We start from the raw sequence: 18,231 nt of genomic DNA on the forward strand, positions 1-18,231 counted from the left end.
TTGACAGCGTTTGCCGAATTCCGATTGGCGCCCGCATGATTTATGACGTTCGCTTTTTGATCGCCTGATAGATTTCATGATCCGCGAACCGGCGGAGGAAGACGACGGAGAGACCAGATGAGTTCGGCAACGGCGCACTCTGAAATCGCCGAGGGCGCAATCGTCGAGACCACAGCGGGACGTCTGCGAGGCATCGTTTCCAACGGCGTGCATCAATTCAAAGGTGTGCGTTACGGCGAAGCAACCGAAGGCCTCTTGCGCTTCATGCCACCGCAACCTGTAAGCGCGTGGACGGGAATTCAAGACGCCACGAGCTATGGACCTTCTGCGCCGCAGTTTCACAACCAGATGCCGGGCAACTTTCCGGCAGGGCCGCCACCGATCCACGACGTGTACAAGTGGTATTGGGCAGCCGACCTCCCCGTCAGCGAGGATTGCCTTTCGCTGAATGTCTTCACGTCATCAGTAAACGATAACACGAAGCGGCCGGTGATGATCTGGCTGCACGGTGGCGCGTTTGCCAACGGCTCCGGCACCGCGCCCGGTTTTGATGGAACATCCCTTGCGCGCGACGGCGATGTCGTCGTCGTCACCGTCAATCACCGGCTGAACATCTTCGGCCATCTGTTTCTTGGCGCGTTCAATGACGAGCGGTTTGCCGACGCCGGCAATTGCGGCATGCTCGACCTCGTCGCGGCGCTGGAATGGGTGAGCGACAACATCGAAGGCTTTGGCGGCGATCCGGACAACGTCACGATCTTCGGGGAATCCGGCGGCGGCGCGAAGGTCGCCTATCTGATGGCGATGCCCGCCGCACGAGGATTGTTTCACAAGGCCATCATCCAGAGCGCCGGTTTCCGGGCCATCGATCCGAACGGCGCAGCGCGGGCGGCTGACAAGGTTCTTGAGCAACTCGGCATCAACAAAAGCAGCCTCGGCGAACTTGCATACGTGCCGAGGGACAGGCTGCTCGAGGGGATGAGCGCGGTGACGCGCAGCGAGAACGGCAACGACTATTTCCGCCCTGTGACGGACGGGCGCACGTTGTTCGAGCGACCGTTCCATGATGCGGCTCCGACGGTCTCGGCCGACATTCCGCTGCTGATGGGAACGTGCGAGGCCGAAGCGACATTCTCCATGACCACTGACATGCGCCTGTTCTCGCTGTCACGCGACGAGCTCGTGGCCGAGGCCGGACGTTTCGCGGGTGTCGGAGCGCAGGAAGCAGAGCAGCTGTTTGCAGCCTACGCGCGCGCGAACCCAACGGCCCAGCCTGTCGAAGTGTATTGCCACATCCGCAGCGACCTTCACTTTCGTATGGGCACGATCCATGCCGCCGAGTTGAAGGTGAAGCAGAACGCCGCACCGCTTTACAAATATCTTTTCACCTGGAAATCGCCTGCACTGAACGGAATGCTCGGTGCCACGCATACGCTGGAGATTCCGTTCGTGTTCGGCACCGTCGATCTCACGCCGGAGATCGTCTGCGACGCTCCCGACCGGCACGAGGTCTCGCGGCAAGCCATGGCTTACTGGGTGAATTTTGCGAGGCAAGGCAATCCGAACGGCAACGGGTTGCCGCACTGGCCCGCCTATTCGCTGGCGCAGCGCGAGACCATGCTGATCGATCGGGTGTGCCGGACCGTCTCGGATCCGCATCGCGTGGGACGGGAGTTATCGGCCAAATTTTACCGCTGACGTCACGATGCTGGGAGATGGTTGATCTGGCGGCTCCGAACAAACAGATTGAGCAGAAGCCGAAACCGATGAGGACGCCATGCTCAAACCGATCGAATCGCCTGAAGGCAGTACCCGACCGATCGCCGCCGGCGCGCGGATCGGCCACATCCATCTCAAAGTCGCCGATCTCGATCGCGCCCTCGGCTTCTATTGCGATGTGCTCGGCTTCGCGCTGATGCAACGCTACGGATCCGAAGCCGCGTTCGTCTCTGCCGGCGGCTACCATCATCACATCGGCCTCAACACCTGGGAAAGCCGTGGCGGCTCGCCGCCGCCGCGCGGGACGACCGGGCTGTTCCACACCGCGATCCTCTACCCAACGCGTGCCGAACTCGCGGACGCGCTACGCCGGGTGCTCGCCGCCGGCATCCCGCTCGACGGCGCCAGCGATCACGGGGTCAGCGAGGCGCTGTACCTGCGCGATCCCGACGAGAACGGCGTCGAGCTTTACTGGGATCGGCCGCGCGAGCGCTGGCCGGTCAACGAGCAGGGCGAGCTAAAAATGTTCACCCGCAAACTCGACGTCGATGATCTGCTGCGCGAGCCGGCGGTGAGCTAGGTCTTAACGAGGCGCTCATGCCGTCGTCGCGAGGAGGCTAAGCGACGAAGCATCCAGCACGACATCTGTCGCTATCGCCGACTGGATTGCTTCGCTGCGCTGGCAATGACGTATCAATACGCCCGGAGCTCGGCCACGCGGTTGGCGTGAAAATTGGAATCGCCGAACAGCTCCTGGCAGACACGCATACGTTTCATGAACAGACCGATATCGAACTGATCGGTCATGCCGATGCCACCATGCATCTGCAGGCCTTCCTGGACAGCCAGCGTTCCGGTCGTGCCGGCGCGTGCCTTGGCCACGGAAACGATCGGCGCCGCATTGTCGAAATCCTCGTCCAGCATCTGCAGCGCCTTCAGCACGGCGGCGCGCGTGATTTCCAGCTCGACGTAGAGATGCGAGATACGGTGCTGCAGGGCCTGGAATTCGCCGATCAGCTTGCCGAACTGCTTGCGTTCTTTCAGATACTGCACAGTCCGGGAAAACGCTTCGTCGCCGGCACCGAGCATCTCCGACGCGACTACAGCGCGGCCGATATTCAAGACGCCGTCGAGCACGGCACTGCCCTGATCGAGCTCGCCAAGGACGTTGTCTGCCGTCACTTCCGTATCCTTGAATGCGATCCGCGCCGCATTATGGGCATCGACCATGATCGTGCGCTCAATCTGCACGCCTTTGGCCCTGGGGTCGACCAGGAACAACGTGATGCCTTTCGGGTCATCATCGGCGCCTGCGGTCCGCGCCGCGACGATCAGTATGTCGGCGACGTGGCCGTCAACGACGAAGGCCTTGGCGCCGTTCAGCTTGAAGCCGTTACCGGAGCGCACAGCCTTTAGCGTGATGGCGTGCGGACGGTGTTTGCCGCCCTCGTCGACGGCGAGTGAACCGATCGCGGACCCGTCGGCAATCTTCGGCAGATATTCCGCCTTCTGGGCCTTGCTGCCGGCTCGCTGCAGCGCCGATGCGGCCAGGACCGACGACGCCAGGAATGGGGACGGGAGCAGCGTGTGGCCGATCTCCTCGGCGACAATTCCAGCCTCGACGCAGCCCAGACCCGAGCCGCCGAACTCCTCCGGTACAAGCAGACCCGTAAAGCCCATCTCACTGAATGTCTTCCAGAGGTCGCGGGAGAACCCGTCCTTGTCCTTTGAGTCGCGCAGGGCACGGAAGTGCGAGACCGGTGCCTTGTCCGAGATCAGGCTTCGCGCGCTGTCCCGCAACAGCGTTTGTTCTTCATTCAGGACGAGGGCCATGGGTCAACCGGCTGCTTTCTTCTAAAGGACGATCATATAGGGGCGTGCGGCGGGGCCGTCACGCGCCTGGAAGATTGAGTATCCGCTTCGCGACGATACCGAGCATGACTTCGCTGGTGCCGCCCTCGATCGAGTTCGCCTTGGTGCGCAACCAGGTACGCGCGGTCTGCCCGTTCTGTGAACGCTCGCTTTCCCATTCCAGCGCGTCACTGCCGCCCATCGACATGAACAGTTCGTGCCGGCGCTTGTTCAGCTCCGAGCCGTAGTACTTCATGGCCGACGAGAAGGCAGGGTGCGCCTGGCCGGTCTTCACCTGGTCCGACGCGCGCTCTGAGGCGAACTGGAAGGCAACCTCGTCGACCTCGAAATTTGCGAGCTGTGAACGCAGCAGCGGATCGGCGAGATGCCCCTTTTCGTTCGCACCGACAGAGTTCAGTGCGATTTCGCTCATGGCGCGCTTGGCGCCACGATCACCGATGCCGCTGATCGAGTCGCGTTCGAACTGCAACACGTACTTGGCGACGTCCCAACCCTTGTTCACCGTGCCAAGCGCGTTCTTCTTCGGCACACGCACATTGTCGAAGAACGTTTCGCAGAACGGCGAATAGCCCGAGATCAACAGGATAGGCTTGGTCGTCACGCCCGGCGTCGTCATGTCGAACAGCAGGAAGGTGATGCCTTCATGCTTCTTTGCCGAGAAATCGGTGCGCGTGAGACAGAAGATCCAGTCGGCCTTGTTGGCGTATGAGGTCCAGATCTTCTGGCCATTGACGACGTAATGGTCGCCGTCAAGATCGGCACGCGTCTGCAGCGATGCGAGATCAGAGCCGGAATTCGGCTCGGAGTAGCCTTGGCACCAGCGGATCTCTCCGGACAGGATCTTCGGGATGTGCTCGCGCTTCTGCTCCTCGGTGCCGAACTTCAACAGCGCCGGCCCGAGCATCATGATGCCGAACGAGCGCAGCGGTGGGCGCGCGTTGATCGCCGCCATCTCCTCACGCACGACCTTGGCACGCTCCGGATCAAGCCCGCCGCCGCCATACTCTGCCGGCCAGTGCGGTACGATCCATTTCTTGTCGCGCATTCGCTCGAACCAGACGCGCTGCGCATCCGATTGATAGGTCGCATTGCGGCCGCCCCAGAACGTATCACTCTCGACCACCATCGGTCGGCGCATCTCCGGTGGGCAATTTTTTTCGAGCCAGTCGCGGGTTTCCCGGCGAAAACCTTCCAGATCGGTCATGGCGCGTTTCCATTTGCTTGATCACGGATCGCCGATCTAACGGCGTGCCCGGATGTCGTCTTCGCTAGTGCGCTGGATTTGACGTTCGTACCAGCATTGCCGCGAGTCCGACGTACGAACGCCAAATCCAAAAGCGCACTAGCCAAATTAAAAGTTTCTAGTGTCCCTCTTGGTTCTAACGTTCGTATGCGAGGTCGCCGCAAAGTGATGCGAACGTTAGAACCGGGACAATACCCGGGACTTTAGCCGCGGGCATTGGAAATTCAACCGGAGGGACGGCATGGCCTTACCGCATATGTGCTGGCCGCCGGACCGCTCAATGCCGGAATGCTGAGACGATCGATTTCGCCAGACGGAATAGGTTCAGGCGGCCTTGCGAAACGGGATCAGGATGATCACAGCGGCCAAGCATTGCAGCGCCATGCAGAAGATAAAGGAGGCGGTGTACGTGCCGGAGAAATCGCGCAGCCAGCCGACGACGCCAGGCCCGAACGCATAGATCACCTGATTGATGGCGACTGACAAGCCAACGAGAAGCCCGAACGACTTGGCGCCGAACTCGCGGAAGATGATCAGGGAGGGCAGCGTGATCAAATTCCCGACCGAAAAACCGAACAAGGCGCAGGCCAGGAATATCGCCGCATGGCTGTCAGTGTTGATCAGCACAAGCAGCGCAAGCGCCTGGCTGACGAACGACGCAGCACTGAGGACGCGCTGGTTCAACCGGTCGATTACGGCACCGACCACCAGTCGCCCGAGCACCGCCACCGCTGTGGTGACAGCGACCGCATAGCTCGCGGTCTGTAGGCCGATCTTCGGCTCGAGAAAGGCGATCTGATGAACAAGGAATCCAACCTGCGCGCCGATGCCAAGCGCAAACGGCAGCGTCATGGTCCAGAACTGCAGGCTGCGCAAAGCGCGCGGACGCGTCCACGTCTCACCGGATGACTGCGCCGATGGGGCGCCTGATGCCGCCGCGCCCGCGAGCTTCGGCGGTCGGCCGACACATATCAGGATGATCGTTATAAGCAGCGCGAACGTCGCCGCGGCAGTGCCAAGCATCGCATTGCGAAAGCCCCACTGCGAGACTGCGGCCACCATCAACGGCGTCAGGATGATCCCGCCGAAGCTCGCGCCGGTCAGCGCAAGACTGATCGCGAGCCCGCGCTTTTCGAAGAACCAGAGGCCAGCGACGTTGGTCAGCGCGCCGGCGCTTGCGAGCATCCAGCCGATCGCCATCACGGCATAGGCGGCGAACAGTTGCCACGGCTCAGAGACGTAGGCGATGCCGGCGACGGCGACGCTGAAGAAGGTCGCCCCCGCAATCAGCATCGTGCGTGGGCCGAGTCGCTGCAGGATGTCGGAGACGTAAACGACCAGCAGCGCGCCGCAAAGGTAATAGGCGGTCGTCGCCGTCGAGATCAGCGACGTCGGCCAGCCCTTGGCGCGCTGCAGTTCGGCGAGATAGACGCCATGGCCATAAAACCCGAGGCCCCACGAGAAGATCGCAACCATGAAGCATGCGAAGACGACGCGCCAGCCGTCATAGCTGAGGGAACGTTCGGAAGTCGCGGCGACCGGTTCGGAATAGGGCTTCAGCAACGGAGATGCCTTTCACGGCTTGTTATTATGATCCGGCAAGCAGATTCGGGACACCCGTTTTGCGCATCGACTTGGGTCGTGGCGGCACGGAACCTTAACGCAGCATCGCCACCGAACGCTTCGATGGAAATCGAAGCTTACCCGCGACTGATGACAGGATCTGACAGCATACCGGTCAGGTGTGCCGGTTCTCACCCGCATGAATCGGGGCGGCCTAGTCTGCAGTGCGATTCACGCCTGTCTACAGGGGCGGCCTGCCGCCGAGCGAGTGGGTGATGCGTCGCGCCGCCTCGATGACCAGGGATGACATCTTGTGGACGTTGTCGTCGGTGAACCGCAATTTCGGCCCCGAAACGGACAACGCGCCCACCAGCCGATCATCGGCGCCGAACACCGGACTCGCAATCCCCGCGCAGTCCGGGTCTCGCTCGCCGTAGGACACCGCCCAATTGGCCTCGCGCGCCCGATCGTATTTCTCGCCGAGCTGCGCCCCGTCGAAGGCGAGAATGATCGTCCCGGCGGCACCGCGATCGAGCGGCAGCAGCGCACCCGCACTGACGCGATCCAGAGTTGAATGCTGCGAATCGATACGCAGCACACAAAGCCTGAGCTTCGCATCGTGCCGGATATGGAATGACGGACTTTCCGTACCTTGCGCGACAAGCGTTCGCAGCACCGGCATCACGTGGTCATAGAGCCGGTTGCCACGTTGATAGACGGAACCGAGCCGGAACGGCGTCGGGCCGAGATGGTAACGGCCATCGGGCAACTGCACGATATAGCCGAACGCCTGCAGCGACACCATCAAACGCAGCATCGTGCTCTTGTAGAGGCCGGTGCGACGCGCGAGCGCCGCCAACGTCAGCGGTTCGGGATCACCCTCGCCCTCGAAGGCGCGAAGGATCGTCAACGCCCGATCGACTGCCGCTACCCCCTGACTGACCATTGCCCTCTCCTGCCCCTGCGTCAGGTTTTCACCGCCTGTCGACGACCTTCGCAATCACCGGCCAGTAGGCCGCACCGAAGCCGTTATCGATCGCCTCCTGCAGAACGCTGCCGGCGAGCTCGGCGCCCGGCGCCGAGAGGGCGACGTCACGCGCGAGATCGAGCGCGTAGGACAAGTCCTTCAACGCATATTCGGTCGAGAACGCGCGTTCGGGAAACTCGCCGGGGATCACCGCCTTCAGGCCATGATTGCGCAGCGCAAAGCTGTCCGCCGAGCCCTTGGCCAGCGTCTCGAACAGAAGCTTCGGCTCGACGCCGCTGCGACGGGCAATGGCCGCGGCCTCGGCGAGCGCGTTGACGGTCTGAAACAGCACCATGTTGTTCAGGATTTTCGTCACCTGTCCGGCGCCGACGCCGCCGCAATTGGTCACCTCCGTCGCGAAGCAACGAATGAGCGGCTCGATCCTCGCAAACAGCGCCGGCGATGCACCGACCATCACGCTCAGCGTGCCATTGATCGCTGCTTCCCGCGTTCGGGCGATCGGCGCGTCAGCAAAGCTCGCGCCGCGGGCTTCGAGCTTTTCGGCAAGCTCGCGCGTCAGCCCGACCGGCGAGGTGCCGAGATCGACGATGACCTGGCCGGCGCAGGCGTTCTCCAGGATGCCACCTTTGTTCTCGAACAGGCCACGCACATGCTTGCCGCTCGGCAGACAATAGAACACGAGTTCGCTCTGCGTCATCAGCTCGGCGATCGACCCGGCGACCGCGGCCCCCTCGCCGCGCAGGCGCGCGAGCGGCTCGGGCGACAGGTCGAACGCCACCACCGGCCGGCCGCTCTTCTTCAGCAGATTGCGGCAGATCGGCTCGCCCATGACGCCGAGCCCGATGAAACCGATCGCGTTCGCCTGCGCCATGCTGTCGCTCACTTCGCCTTCGCGTAACCGCCTGCCGAGGCTCCAGCGATCTTGCCGAACACTGCGCCGGCGCAGAGCCCGGTGCCACCGGGATAGTTGAAGTAGAACAGCCCGCCGACCATCTCGCCCGCGGCGTAGAGGCCCGGAATCGGCGCGTCGTCGACCGAGATAACCTCACCGTCGGTCGTGATGCGCACGCCGCCGAAAGTGAATGTCACGCCACAGGTCACTGCAAAGGCGAGATACGGCGGCTTGTCGAGCGTGTTGGCCCAGTTGCTCTTGACCACCTTCAATCCGCGCGTCGAACGACCGTCCTTCACGTTCGGATTGAACGGCACGTCCTGCATCACTGCCGCATTCCACTCCTTCACGGTCTTCAGAAAGGCTTCCGGATTGACGTCTTCGAGCTTCGTCGCAAGCTCTTCCAGCGTATCGGCCTGCGCCTTGGTGACCTGGCGGATGCGGTATTCGTCGCGCAGCAGATGCGCCACCTTCTGGTCGAAGATCTGCCAGGCGAACTGACCTGGCTGGTTGAGAATGACGCGGCCATATTTGGCGTAGGTATAGTTGCGGAAATCGGCGCCCTCATCGACGAAGCGCTCGCCGTCGGCGTTGACCATGATGCCGAACGGATAGGAGTGCTTCTGGAAGCCGTCGCCGACCGCAAGGTCGCCGTATTCCGGCGCGTTGCGATCCCAGCCGACCGCGTGGCAGCCGGACCAGTTGCCGCCGGGGCGCGCGCCCACCTCCATCGCCATGCGGATGCCGTCGCCCATGTTGAAGCGCGAACCGCGAACCTTGGCGAGATCCCATGACGGGCCAAGGTAGCGCGTGCGCCATTCCACATTGGCCTGAAAGCCGCCAGCAGCCAGCACGACGGCCTTGGCGCGAATCTCCTTGGTCTCTCCCTTCTGGACGACACGTACGCCGTGCACGCCCTTGTCGTCCGCGAGCAGCGTGATCGCACGGGTCTCGTACATGATGTCGATACCTTCGCGCCCGGCCGCCTTGTGCAACGCCTCGATGAGGCCAGGACCACCGCCGACCGCTTCCACGGTCAGTCCGCCCCAGAACTTGAACTTGCCATCGATCTTAAAGGCCTGGCGGCCGTAGATCGGCGCAAACCGCACGCCCTTGGTCGTCATCCATTTTAGCGTCGGATGGCTGCCCTTGACGAGCAACTCGGCCATATCCGGATTGGTGCGGTTCTGCGTGACGCGCGCCATGTCATCGAAGAACATGTCTTCGGTGTAGACGCCGAAGTCGGTGTTCGCGATCTCGCTCTCGGTGAGATCCGGCATGATCGCGCGCAGATCGTCGACGCCGTTGTAGACCGTGCGGATCGCGCCCGCGGTGAAGGTCGAGTTGCCGCCGTGATCGCCGAATGCCGCCCATTCCAGCACGGCAACCTTCACGCCATGCTCACGTGCCGCCAACGCAGCGCACATTGCCGCGTTTCCGGCGCCTACCACCACGACATCGTACGCGTTCATTACGCAGCCCTCACTCGTTCTTGCTGTTGATCGCTGTCAGGTGCCAGTTCGCGGTTCGAACCGGCCTCGCAGCGGGGAGAGAATGGTTTCAGCGAATAGAACATCATTCTATTCAGTTCAAGGCACGGCTGCCGCATCGCTGCGTTGAAGCAGCGCGGACCCTGATTGTGCAGTGAAGCACGCATTCGCCTCGGTCGCATGCAGCAACGGCACTGCCGCAAACTCGACGCCTTGATCCGTCCAGGGCCAAGCAAAACGGGCGGCCCTCGGCCGCCCGTCCGTCAAGCATTCATTTGGCGTGTCGCCTAGTACCGCCAACCGCCGGTCGAGAACCGGTAGTTCAGAGCCACGATCGCATTAAAGCCGTGGTTCTTGACGTCCAACGTGCTGCCGCCGACGGTCGGGGTGAACACGCCGCCCACGATCGTCTGTCCGCCCGACGTGGTGACCTCCTCCCGGCCGAAGTCGAAGAAATTCGTCTCGCCCTTAACCGTCCAGTTCTCCGACAGCGCGAATTCGCTACCGAAGCCGATGGTGTAGCCCACGCGGGTGTCGCTGGCCGATTGGGCCGGGCAGCCGACCAAGAACGCACCGGGGATCAGCGCCTGCGAGTCGGTGTTGCAAACAGTCCTGACTTCTACTTCGGCTGCAGCCACACCACCCTTCAGGTAGACCAGCGAGCGATCCCAGAGCGCATAACCGACGCGCGCGGTCCCGGTGGCCAGCCACTTCATGCTGACTTCGCAGTTGAAGAAGAAGCCGTTGGGGCACGGACGCGATCCGTTCGAATCGGTCCACATGCCCATGCCTTCGAGACCGACCACCCACTTGCCGAACTGATAGTCGTAGCCGATCTGTCCACCGACGGCCGGACCTGCGTATCGTGGGCTCGTGCTGACGGCACCGCCCGGCAACGCCAGGTCGGTCTTGCCGTTGATCGCACCGAAGTTCGCGCCGATGTACCAGCCGGTCCAGTTATAGGCGGTCGAAACCGGCAACGCGGGAGCCTTGGTGATCAGACCTTTTGGCGCAAGCGCCGGCCCAGCGGGAGTGAACTGATAACGAAGGCCGCCGTTCAGGCTGTAGCCGTCGATACGGTCGCCCGTACGGTAATCGCCGCGCACGTAACCAAGCCACCCGGTGCCGACGAGCTGGCCCGCCACACCCAAGGCAAACTGACCATAGGTGCCGACGCGGTCCGTCGTCAGGGCGCCGCCGATCGTCGGAATGCCGAGGAAAGCCGACGTGGTCGGGTCTGTGAAATAGTCAGCACGGGTGCTGTCTTCGAATTCATGATAGACGCTCGCCGTCGCGAAGGGCTGCCAGATCACCCTGTCGCTGACGATGGTCGTACCGGTACGAACGCTCAAACGACCCAATGTGCTCCTGATGTCATGGATCTGGAGCGAGCCCGGAGGAGCGAAGCCGCTGTTACCGGCAAGGATCAATGTGCCGGCGACATTGAGCGGATCGACCTCGACGTTCGAGACGATGATGCCGGCCGATGGCTCGATGAACCAGCCGTTGCCGAGCTGGTGGTTGTATCCGATGTTCAAGGTGCCCGAGAGGCCGCGGGCGTCGAGGTTCTGGTTGAACAGGCCATTGACGACCGGGTCGTTGAGCCGGTTCTGGTAGTAGTCGAACCGCACCTGGCCGTCGATGAACCAGCCGCCATAGGTGGCCGCCGCGTAGATGCCGGCGAACGGAACGTCGAGCTGGTTCTCGAACGTGCCGCCGAGGGGATTCAACACGCCGACTGAAGACGTGTCCTTCGCCTTCGCACCGACGTAACCCGCCATCGAACCTATGTGGATGTTCCAGCCATTCCAGTTCAGCGTCGCCATATCGGTGCCGACCTGCACACCCGCGAAACGCAGGTTCGTCTCGGTACCGCAGCTGATGTTGCCGGACACCGGCGAGCCGCCGATGTTGTAGGTCGACGTCGTCGTGTTCTTGCTGTCGATCTCGCCGCCGATGCCGCGCACCCAGATGCCGCCACCTTCCTGCATGGATCTCGGATTGCCGGGCGCTCCGACGAAGGCGGTCGACTGGGTCAAGAACGCCGTGTTCAGCGTGTTGATGCTCGAGACCAGGCTGCTGACGGCGGCCCCTTGGGCGATGCCGGCGATGTTGAACGGTGCGGCGCCGAGTAATGCTGCATCGCCAGAGCCCACGCACTGGGCGATCGCCGAAGAGGAGGCGGAAATCGCCATCGCGGCGGCCAAAGCGCCAAGAATATGTTTTCGATTGATCATTCCAGCCCCCAAACGGCGTTCCGAGCAAGACTCGGCAGTTCCTCATTTTTCTAAATCAGCGGCCGCAAACCGGGAAGTTCTTAGCGGCCGGAGCCCCACCGGAAAGGTCAGTATTTGGGCGCTTGTACCTTTTCAGCAACAACACCTCTGGTCGCTTGGCGACCGCGAAGCGGCAGCTCAAAGGAGGTATTATATAACCTCAAACGGCACGCGCGAGGCATCCTTCTTCGGCCCCGTCCCACGTGAGGCGAGTCACAGTTGGCGACTTCAAACTCGATCAGGATGCCTGCGGAGACCCGTCGCGGGATCGAAATCCCGCCGGCACCTGAGAGCAGATGGAGACGTCAATGTTCAGCCGTAAACGATTCGCAAAGAGGTTAGCTCTCGCCGCGCTGGCGCTGGGCGCAATCGCTGCACCTGCATCGGCCGAAGGCCTGTCAGATCAACAGATTATCGACAAGCTGAAAGCACCTAAGCTGACCCGCGGCCTCAGCGGCGGCGTCACCGAGGCGCCTGCGCTCAGCGCCAGGGACACAGCCTTCATCAACCGGATCCGCAAGACGCGTTCGCTGTCGATCGCCGATCGCGAGCAGGTCGCGTCGATCGCCAAGACCCGGCCGGCCGTCGATCTCGAGATCAACTTCGACTACAACTCCGCTGCCGTGAGCACGACGGCAGAGCCGCAGCTGCACAGTCTGGGCAAAGCCCTGACGAGCGCCGAGCTCGCCGGCTCGGTGTTCATGCTCGGCGGCCACACCGACGCCAAAGGCACCGACGGCTACAACCAGAACCTGTCCGAGCGTCGGGCCGAGACTGTCAGGAAGTTTCTGACGGAAAATTACAAGATTCCCGCGGAAAATCTTGTGTCGGCCGGCTACGGCGAGAGCCATCTGAAGAACAAGAGCGATCCGACTGCAGCGGAGAACCGCCGCGTGCAGATCGTGAACATGGCCAAGGATGAAACCGCAAGCAAATAGACGTGGGCACCTGAAGCAGTAGGAGTAACGGTCCGGCTGCTTCGGCCGCCTGCTCCGCGCACCCTGCATGGCGATTGATCGGGCGCGTGGAAAGGTGCTAACTTTTTGTAGCGTCTGGAGATTCATTAAGCCACGGTCGCAGCGGTCCAGTCTGCGACGAAGGCGCAATCGAGTTTGAGGGGATCGCGCCGGACCCGCCGCGCACGATGGATTTATCGACAGCGATGAAGCGCCTTCTCACCATAGCGGCGGCGATCGGTTGGGCCTCCCTGGTGGTCGCCGTTCTGGTGACCATGGCTCCGAGCCAGGCGTTGGCTGAAAGGCGCGTGGCGCTCGTGGTCGGCAACTCGAATTACACCGCCGTTCCCCAATTGCCCAATCCGTCCCGCGATGCCGATGCGGTTGCCAAGATGTTCAAGGCCGCCGGCTTCGAGACGATCGAGACCTATCTCGATGTCGGCAACCTGGACTTCAAGCGCGCGATCCGGAAATTCGAAGATATTGCGATGGACGCCGACGTCGCCGTGCTCTTCTACGCCGGGCATGGCATCGAGATCGGCGGCACCAACTATCTGATCCCGGTGGACGCGCGGCTTGCGAGCGATCGCGACGCGCCCGACGAGGCGATCCCGTTGGACCGGCTGGTGCTGTCGGCGGACGGCGCGAAGAAGCTGCGGGTCATCATCCTCGACGCCTGCCGCGACAATCCTTACGCAGGCAAGATGCGGCGCGAGAGCCGCGCGGCGTTGCGTGCAGTGTCATCTGGTCTCGGCAAGGTCGAGCCATCAAGCACCGACACGTTGATCGCCTATGCCGCCAAGGCCGGCTCCACCGCAGAGGATGGCGAGCGCAACCATAGCCCCTTCACCGCGGCGCTGCTGAAGCACCTCACCGTTCCGGGCCTCGACCTCCGCTTGGCTTTCGGCCGCGTCAAGGACGAGGTGATGAAGACGACCAACGGTCGGCAGGAGCCGTTCGTGTATGGTTCGCTCGGCGGCGGCAATTACTCGCTCGTCGCCGCGCCCGCCGAAACTACGGGCGTGAGCACTCCGGCTGCGGCCGATGTGAAGGCCGACTACGATCTGGTCGAAAAGATCGGATCGCGAAAAGCGTGGGAGGTCTTTCTATCGACGCACAAGACCGGCTTCTACGCAGAGCTCGCGCGCGAGCAGCTCAAGAAGCTGCCAGAAGTCGCTTCGCTCGGGCCCGCCGCTGTCCCGCCGCGGCCGAGCCGAGGGCCCTCGACGCGTGAACTCATCGACTGGGAAAAGGTGAAGGACACAGGCGACATTACCGCGATCAAGAGCTTCATCTACCGCTACCCGGACTCCACGCTGGCGGTGACCGCACAAGCCAAGCTCGACGTTCTCGAGCAGGCCGCGCGAGAGCGTGAAGCGGCAGGTCGCGCCGAACGCGAGGAAGCCGAGCGCCGGCGCAAAGAGGCTGAGGCCACGAAGCGCCGCGAGGACGAAGAACGCCGCGCCGCCGCCGCCGAAGCCGCTCAGAAAGCGAAAGCCGCCGAAGCCGAACGCCGCGCGGAGGAAGCCCGGCGCAAGGCCGAGGAAGCCGCGCGCAACAAGGCTGCCGCAGAGGCCGAGAAGCTGCGTCTCGAAAGCGAGCGCGTCGCGCGGCAGGCGGAGGCCGAACGCAAGAAGGCGGAAGCTGCGGCCGCACAGGAAACAGCCTGCAAGAGCGAAAGCGAACGCTTCGATGTGATCGCCGCAAAAAGTGGTGAAGACGCCAGTGTCGAAGACCTGAAGCGCTTCGCAAAAGAGGTATCTTGCGAGCGGTTGAAGCCGCAAGTGACCGCAAAGCTCGAGTCCTGGACCATCAACACGCCGACGTTGATCAAGTCGGCGCAAACCGAGCTCGCTCGCATCAATTGCTATGGCGGCGCTGCGACGGGTGCGATGAACGATGCGACCCGCACTGGTCTCTCCCGCTACCTTGCGGTGAAAAAACGGCCGACGAACAATGTTAAGGTCACGCCAGAGCTGGTGTCGGAACTGAACAAGCAGGCGGCTCTCACCTGCCCGACCCTTTGCCCGCGCGGCGAAACGGCGCAAGGCACGAGCTGCGTCGCCGCGAAGCCTGCATCGACCAAGGCCGCCAAGCGTGACGAGCCCCGTCGCGAAACCAGACGTCGCGAGGCGCCGAGGCCGCAACAGCATCAGCGTCAACAGGCATCGAGCGGCGGCGGCGCCGGCCGCGCTGCGACGATGATCGGCGTCGGCTTCTGATCGTCGGCTGGCGAGCTTATGAGACGGATGATAATCTTTGACACAAAGGCGGCACCTTGCGCAGAGCAACAGGTCTCGCCGCAGAAGAGGTAGCGACGCACATGCGCAGGCAATTGCTCCGACGACCAGCAGTCGTTGCGGCGTCGGTTTTGGCGTCAGCATTGGCGCTGCCACCGGCAGCGCATGCAAACAATGGACAGGCGAAGTCGGCAATTGTCGCGCAGTCGTCCAGTGCGACCGCACGCGCCGAGCTTGCAACGCCAAAGCCCAGGCGCAGCCGCGGCCCGATCGCGCAACCGAGGCGAGACATTGCAGCGGTGGCATCGCCGACGCCACACCACTCCCAGTGCTTCCCATTTTGGTGCAGCGGCCGTCCGTTCCAATGGCTGGTCCTCGGCATCGGCTATTGAGAGGCCTCAGCACGGGACAGGCGCCGCGTGCAGCCTCGGCACACCGGACCTCAGGCCGCTGTTCCCGCTTCCCCGAACAATCGAATTGTCCTGCTGCTTTGCGGCGTTAGCTCGTGTCACAGTGACATCGGCGCGGTTTGATAAAGCAAATTGCCTGGGGTAAAGTTCGGGCAATATAAGCCCCGTTTGCGAGTATGTTTGAAGGCGTGAGCATGAGAATGCGCCTGGTTATGTTTTTTTGCCTGATTCTGTCGCTTGTCATGGTCAACCGCAGTGCCGCGGCCGACGCCAGATTCGCTCTCGTCATTGGCAATGCAAAATATCCCGACAGCGAAAGCCCGCTGAAAGAACCGATCAACGACATGCGCGCGATGGCCGACGAGCTGAAGCGCGCCGGCTTCGAGGTCGCCGTTGGCGAGAATCTTTCCGGCGAGGCGATGCGGCGCGCAATCAATGCCCTCTACGAGAAGATCAAGCCCGGCGCAGTGGCAATGATTTTTTTCTCCGGCTACGGCATTCAATCCGGGCGTCAGAGCTTCATGATCCCTGTCGACAGCGCGATCTGGGACGAGAAGGATGTCCGCCGCGACGGCATCAGCCTCGACTCGGTGCTGAGCGAGATGAACAGCCGTGGCGCAAGCGTCAAGATCGCGATCCTCGACGCATCGCGCCGCAATCCATTCGAGCGCCGCTTCCGCCAGTTCTCCACCGGCCTTGCTCCCGTCACCGCGCCGCGGGGGACGCTGGTGATGTATTCGGCGCCTCCGGGCACGGTGGTCAGCGATTCCGCCACCGATCGCAGCGCGTTCGTGACCGAGCTGTTGAAGGAAATCCGCGTCCCGAACCTGACCGCCGAGGAAGCCTTTCACCGCACCCGCGTCGGTGTTTCGCGTGTGTCCAAGGAAGATCAGATTCCGTGGTTCTCGTCTTCTCTCGCAGAGGAATTCTCGTTCGGACCGCGCACCCAGGCGACGCTTGATCCGAAGCCGCCGTCGCCCGAACCGAAGCTCATTCCTTCCGAACCGCGCGTGCAGGCACCTGAACCGAAGCTGACGCCACCCGAGCCGCGGGTCACCGCGCTTCCGGCTCCAGCTCCAAACGCGGCTCCGGCGCCACCGCAGGGTGCCGCTGCGCCGGCGCCCCCTCCAACGCCATCGCCTGCGCCGCAGCAGAGCGAAGCCGAAAAGCGCCTCGCCGCGATCAATGCCGATCCGGCCATGCAGGAGCTGACCAAGCTGATCGCCGCCAATGCGAATGATCAGGCAGCGTTCTACAAGCGCGGCCAGCTTTACGCGGTGAAGGGCGCGTATCTGCAGGCCATGAAGGATTTCGACGACGCGATTCGACTAGATCCGCGTGATGTCGAAGCCCTCAACAATCGCTGCTGGGTCAAGACCATCCTCGGCGAGTTGCAGGCGGCGCTGAAGGATTGCAACGACGCGCTGAAGCTGCGCCCGAATTTCGTGGACGCGCTCGACAGCCGCGGGCTCGCGAACTTGAAAATCGGACAGAACAGCAACGCCATCTCCGACTTCGACGCCGCGCTGAAGATCAGTCCCAAGCTCGCCTCATCGCTTTACGGCCGCGGCCTCGCGCGCCAGCGCAGCGGCGATGCTGCGGCCGGCGAGCGCGACGTCGCGGCTGCTCGCGCGATCGATCCGAATATCGCAAGCGAATTCGCAGGCTACGGGATTCGCTAGTTGCGCCTGTGCGGCAAAGCCCGGCTTTGAGCATATTGGCGGAAAAATCGAAGTTTGGAATGAACTTCGCGACGCCGGCCTTCGACCAATGACCGGGTGAAAGCCGTTTTCCGCATGCGGAGAGCGGGGCCAGCAGAGTTTGAGGGAGGAACGACCATGTCGATGGTGTTTGGGCATTGGGGAAGAACCGCGATCCGCTCGGCGTTCGCCACCGGGATCGCCCTGTCATTGTCGGTCGGAATGGCCGGTGCCGCTGACGATGCGACGGAGGACCAGATTCTCAGGGCGCTGACGCCAAAGCGCCTCACGCGCAGCCTTTCGGCAGCGCCGGCCGATACGACCAAGGCCGCCGAAGAAACGAAGTTCATCAATCAGATCAGAAACCGGACGACGCGTTCGCTTTCGGCCGGCGAGCGGGAGCAGATCGCCTCGATCGCCAAGGAGAAGCCGAGCATCGATCTCGAGATCACGTTCGAGTACAATTCCGCAAACATCAGCCGGAACGCCCTGCCGGCAGTCACCGCACTCGGCAAGGCGCTGACCAATCCGGAGTTGAAGGGCACGACATTCGTTCTCGCCGGTCACACTGACGCAGTCGGAGGCGATGCTTTCAATCAGGACCTTTCCGAGCGCCGGGCCGACTCGCTGAAGAAATACCTGATGGAGAAGTACGGCATCGCGGCCGCAGACCTTGTGACGGTCGGCTACGGCGAGGCCAAACTCAAGAATGCAAGCAATCCGACTGCCGGTGAAAACCGCCGGGTGCAGGTCGTCAACATGGCGGGCAGCAAGGTCGCTGGCCACTGAACTATGGCCTCGAGGTCCGACACAACATCGCGTCGGCGCCCCCTCGCGTGGGGGCGCTGATTGCGTCTCGCAATGCCGATCCAGACATGATTT

At 62.7% G+C, this 18,231-nt stretch carries 12 protein-coding genes and 1 pseudogene; 6 read left to right on the plus strand and 7 right to left on the minus strand.

What is annotated here, in order from left to right:
• The first annotated feature begins 117 nt into the window (after positions 1-117).
• Positions 118-1,698 (plus strand): carboxylesterase/lipase family protein, encoded by a 1,581-nt coding sequence (locus tag RCO31_RS05240; protein WP_308967183.1) that lies wholly within the window; start codon positions 118-120, stop codon positions 1,696-1,698.
• 79 nt (positions 1,699-1,777) lie between these two features.
• The gene (locus tag RCO31_RS05245; RefSeq protein WP_308967184.1) at positions 1,778-2,299 is read left to right on the plus strand and encodes a VOC family protein; all 522 of its coding nucleotides are present in this window, start codon (positions 1,778-1,780) and stop codon (positions 2,297-2,299) included.
• A 113-nt stretch (positions 2,300-2,412) separates the two neighbouring features.
• Here RCO31_RS05245 and RCO31_RS05250 read toward each other — a convergent pair whose 3' ends face one another.
• The 7 genes and pseudogenes from RCO31_RS05250 to RCO31_RS05280 all read right to left on the minus strand — a co-directional run bounded on the left by RCO31_RS05250 (position 2,413) and on the right by RCO31_RS05280 (position 12,004).
• A complete protein-coding gene (locus RCO31_RS05250; RefSeq protein WP_308967185.1) occupies positions 2,413-3,552 on the minus strand; it encodes an acyl-CoA dehydrogenase family protein in 1,140 nt (379 codons plus the stop codon).
• Between the two features lie 58 nt (positions 3,553-3,610).
• On the minus strand, positions 3,611-4,795 hold the full coding sequence (locus RCO31_RS05255; RefSeq protein WP_308967186.1) for an acyl-CoA dehydrogenase family protein: 1,185 nt from the start codon (positions 4,793-4,795) through the stop codon (positions 3,611-3,613).
• Positions 4,796-5,158: 363 nt separating this feature from the next.
• Positions 5,159-6,397, minus strand: a complete 1,239-nt coding sequence (locus tag RCO31_RS05260; protein WP_308967187.1) for an MFS transporter — start codon at positions 6,395-6,397, stop codon at positions 5,159-5,161.
• Between the two features lie 241 nt (positions 6,398-6,638).
• Complete coding sequence (locus RCO31_RS05265) at positions 6,639-7,343, minus strand: IclR family transcriptional regulator (RefSeq protein ID WP_308967188.1); 705 nt, start codon at positions 7,341-7,343, stop codon at positions 6,639-6,641.
• 28 nt (positions 7,344-7,371) lie between these two features.
• A pseudogene (locus RCO31_RS05270) lies at positions 7,372-8,301 on the minus strand (NAD(P)-dependent oxidoreductase); the annotation flags it as partial.
• Positions 8,265-9,749, minus strand: a complete 1,485-nt coding sequence (tcuA, locus tag RCO31_RS05275) for an FAD-dependent tricarballylate dehydrogenase TcuA (RefSeq protein ID WP_308967189.1) — start codon at positions 9,747-9,749, stop codon at positions 8,265-8,267. The gene tcuA and the pseudogene RCO31_RS05270, both read right to left, overlap by 37 nt.
• 305 nt (positions 9,750-10,054) lie before the next feature.
• On the minus strand, positions 10,055-12,004 hold the full coding sequence (locus RCO31_RS05280; RefSeq protein ID WP_308967190.1) for an autotransporter outer membrane beta-barrel domain-containing protein: 1,950 nt from the start codon (positions 12,002-12,004) through the stop codon (positions 10,055-10,057).
• A 347-nt stretch (positions 12,005-12,351) separates the two neighbouring features.
• On the opposite strand from RCO31_RS05280, the gene RCO31_RS05285 reads away from it, so the two are divergent.
• From RCO31_RS05285 to RCO31_RS05300, 4 genes are all read left to right on the plus strand, one after another.
• Positions 12,352-12,981, plus strand: coding sequence for an OmpA family protein (locus RCO31_RS05285; RefSeq protein WP_308967191.1), 630 nt, complete (start codon positions 12,352-12,354; stop codon positions 12,979-12,981).
• A gap of 224 nt (positions 12,982-13,205) precedes the next feature.
• A complete protein-coding gene (locus RCO31_RS05290) occupies positions 13,206-15,221 on the plus strand; it encodes a caspase family protein (protein WP_308967192.1) in 2,016 nt (671 codons plus the stop codon).
• 622 nt (positions 15,222-15,843) lie between these two features.
• Positions 15,844-17,331 carry a caspase family protein gene (locus tag RCO31_RS05295; protein WP_308967193.1) on the plus strand — a complete coding sequence of 496 codons (1,488 nt, stop codon included), beginning with the start codon at positions 15,844-15,846 and terminating at the stop codon, positions 17,329-17,331.
• Positions 17,332-17,493: 162 nt separating this feature from the next.
• Positions 17,494-18,138, plus strand: a complete 645-nt coding sequence (locus RCO31_RS05300; protein WP_308967402.1) for an OmpA family protein — start codon at positions 17,494-17,496, stop codon at positions 18,136-18,138.
• The last annotated feature ends 93 nt before the right edge of the window (positions 18,139-18,231 follow it).

This window comes from Bradyrhizobium sp. LHD-71 (assembly GCF_031157255.1).
Lineage (GTDB): Bacteria > Pseudomonadota > Alphaproteobacteria > Rhizobiales > Xanthobacteraceae > P52-10.

Excerpts from the sequence above, each read along its gene's own strand:
- RCO31_RS05240 (WP_308967183.1), top strand. The coding sequence starts at position 118 with ATGAGTTCGGCAACGGCGCACTCTGAAATCGCCGAGGGCGCAATCGTC.
- RCO31_RS05245 (WP_308967184.1), top strand. The coding sequence starts at position 1,778 with ATGCTCAAACCGATCGAATCGCCTGAAGGCAGTACCCGACCGATCGCC.
- RCO31_RS05250 (WP_308967185.1), bottom strand. The coding sequence starts at position 3,552 with ATGGCCCTCGTCCTGAATGAAGAACAAACGCTGTTGCGGGACAGCGCG.
- RCO31_RS05255 (WP_308967186.1), bottom strand. The coding sequence starts at position 4,795 with ATGACCGATCTGGAAGGTTTTCGCCGGGAAACCCGCGACTGGCTCGAA.
- RCO31_RS05265 (WP_308967188.1), bottom strand. The coding sequence starts at position 7,343 with ATGGTCAGTCAGGGGGTAGCGGCAGTCGATCGGGCGTTGACGATCCTT.
- tcuA (WP_308967189.1), bottom strand. The coding sequence starts at position 9,749 with ATGAACGCGTACGATGTCGTGGTGGTAGGCGCCGGAAACGCGGCAATG.
- RCO31_RS05280 (WP_308967190.1), bottom strand. The coding sequence starts at position 12,004 with ATGATCAATCGAAAACATATTCTTGGCGCTTTGGCCGCCGCGATGGCG.
- RCO31_RS05285 (WP_308967191.1), top strand. The coding sequence starts at position 12,352 with ATGTTCAGCCGTAAACGATTCGCAAAGAGGTTAGCTCTCGCCGCGCTG.
- RCO31_RS05290 (WP_308967192.1), top strand. The coding sequence starts at position 13,206 with ATGAAGCGCCTTCTCACCATAGCGGCGGCGATCGGTTGGGCCTCCCTG.
- RCO31_RS05295 (WP_308967193.1), top strand. The coding sequence starts at position 15,844 with ATGAGAATGCGCCTGGTTATGTTTTTTTGCCTGATTCTGTCGCTTGTC.
- RCO31_RS05300 (WP_308967402.1), top strand. The coding sequence starts at position 17,494 with ATGGTGTTTGGGCATTGGGGAAGAACCGCGATCCGCTCGGCGTTCGCC.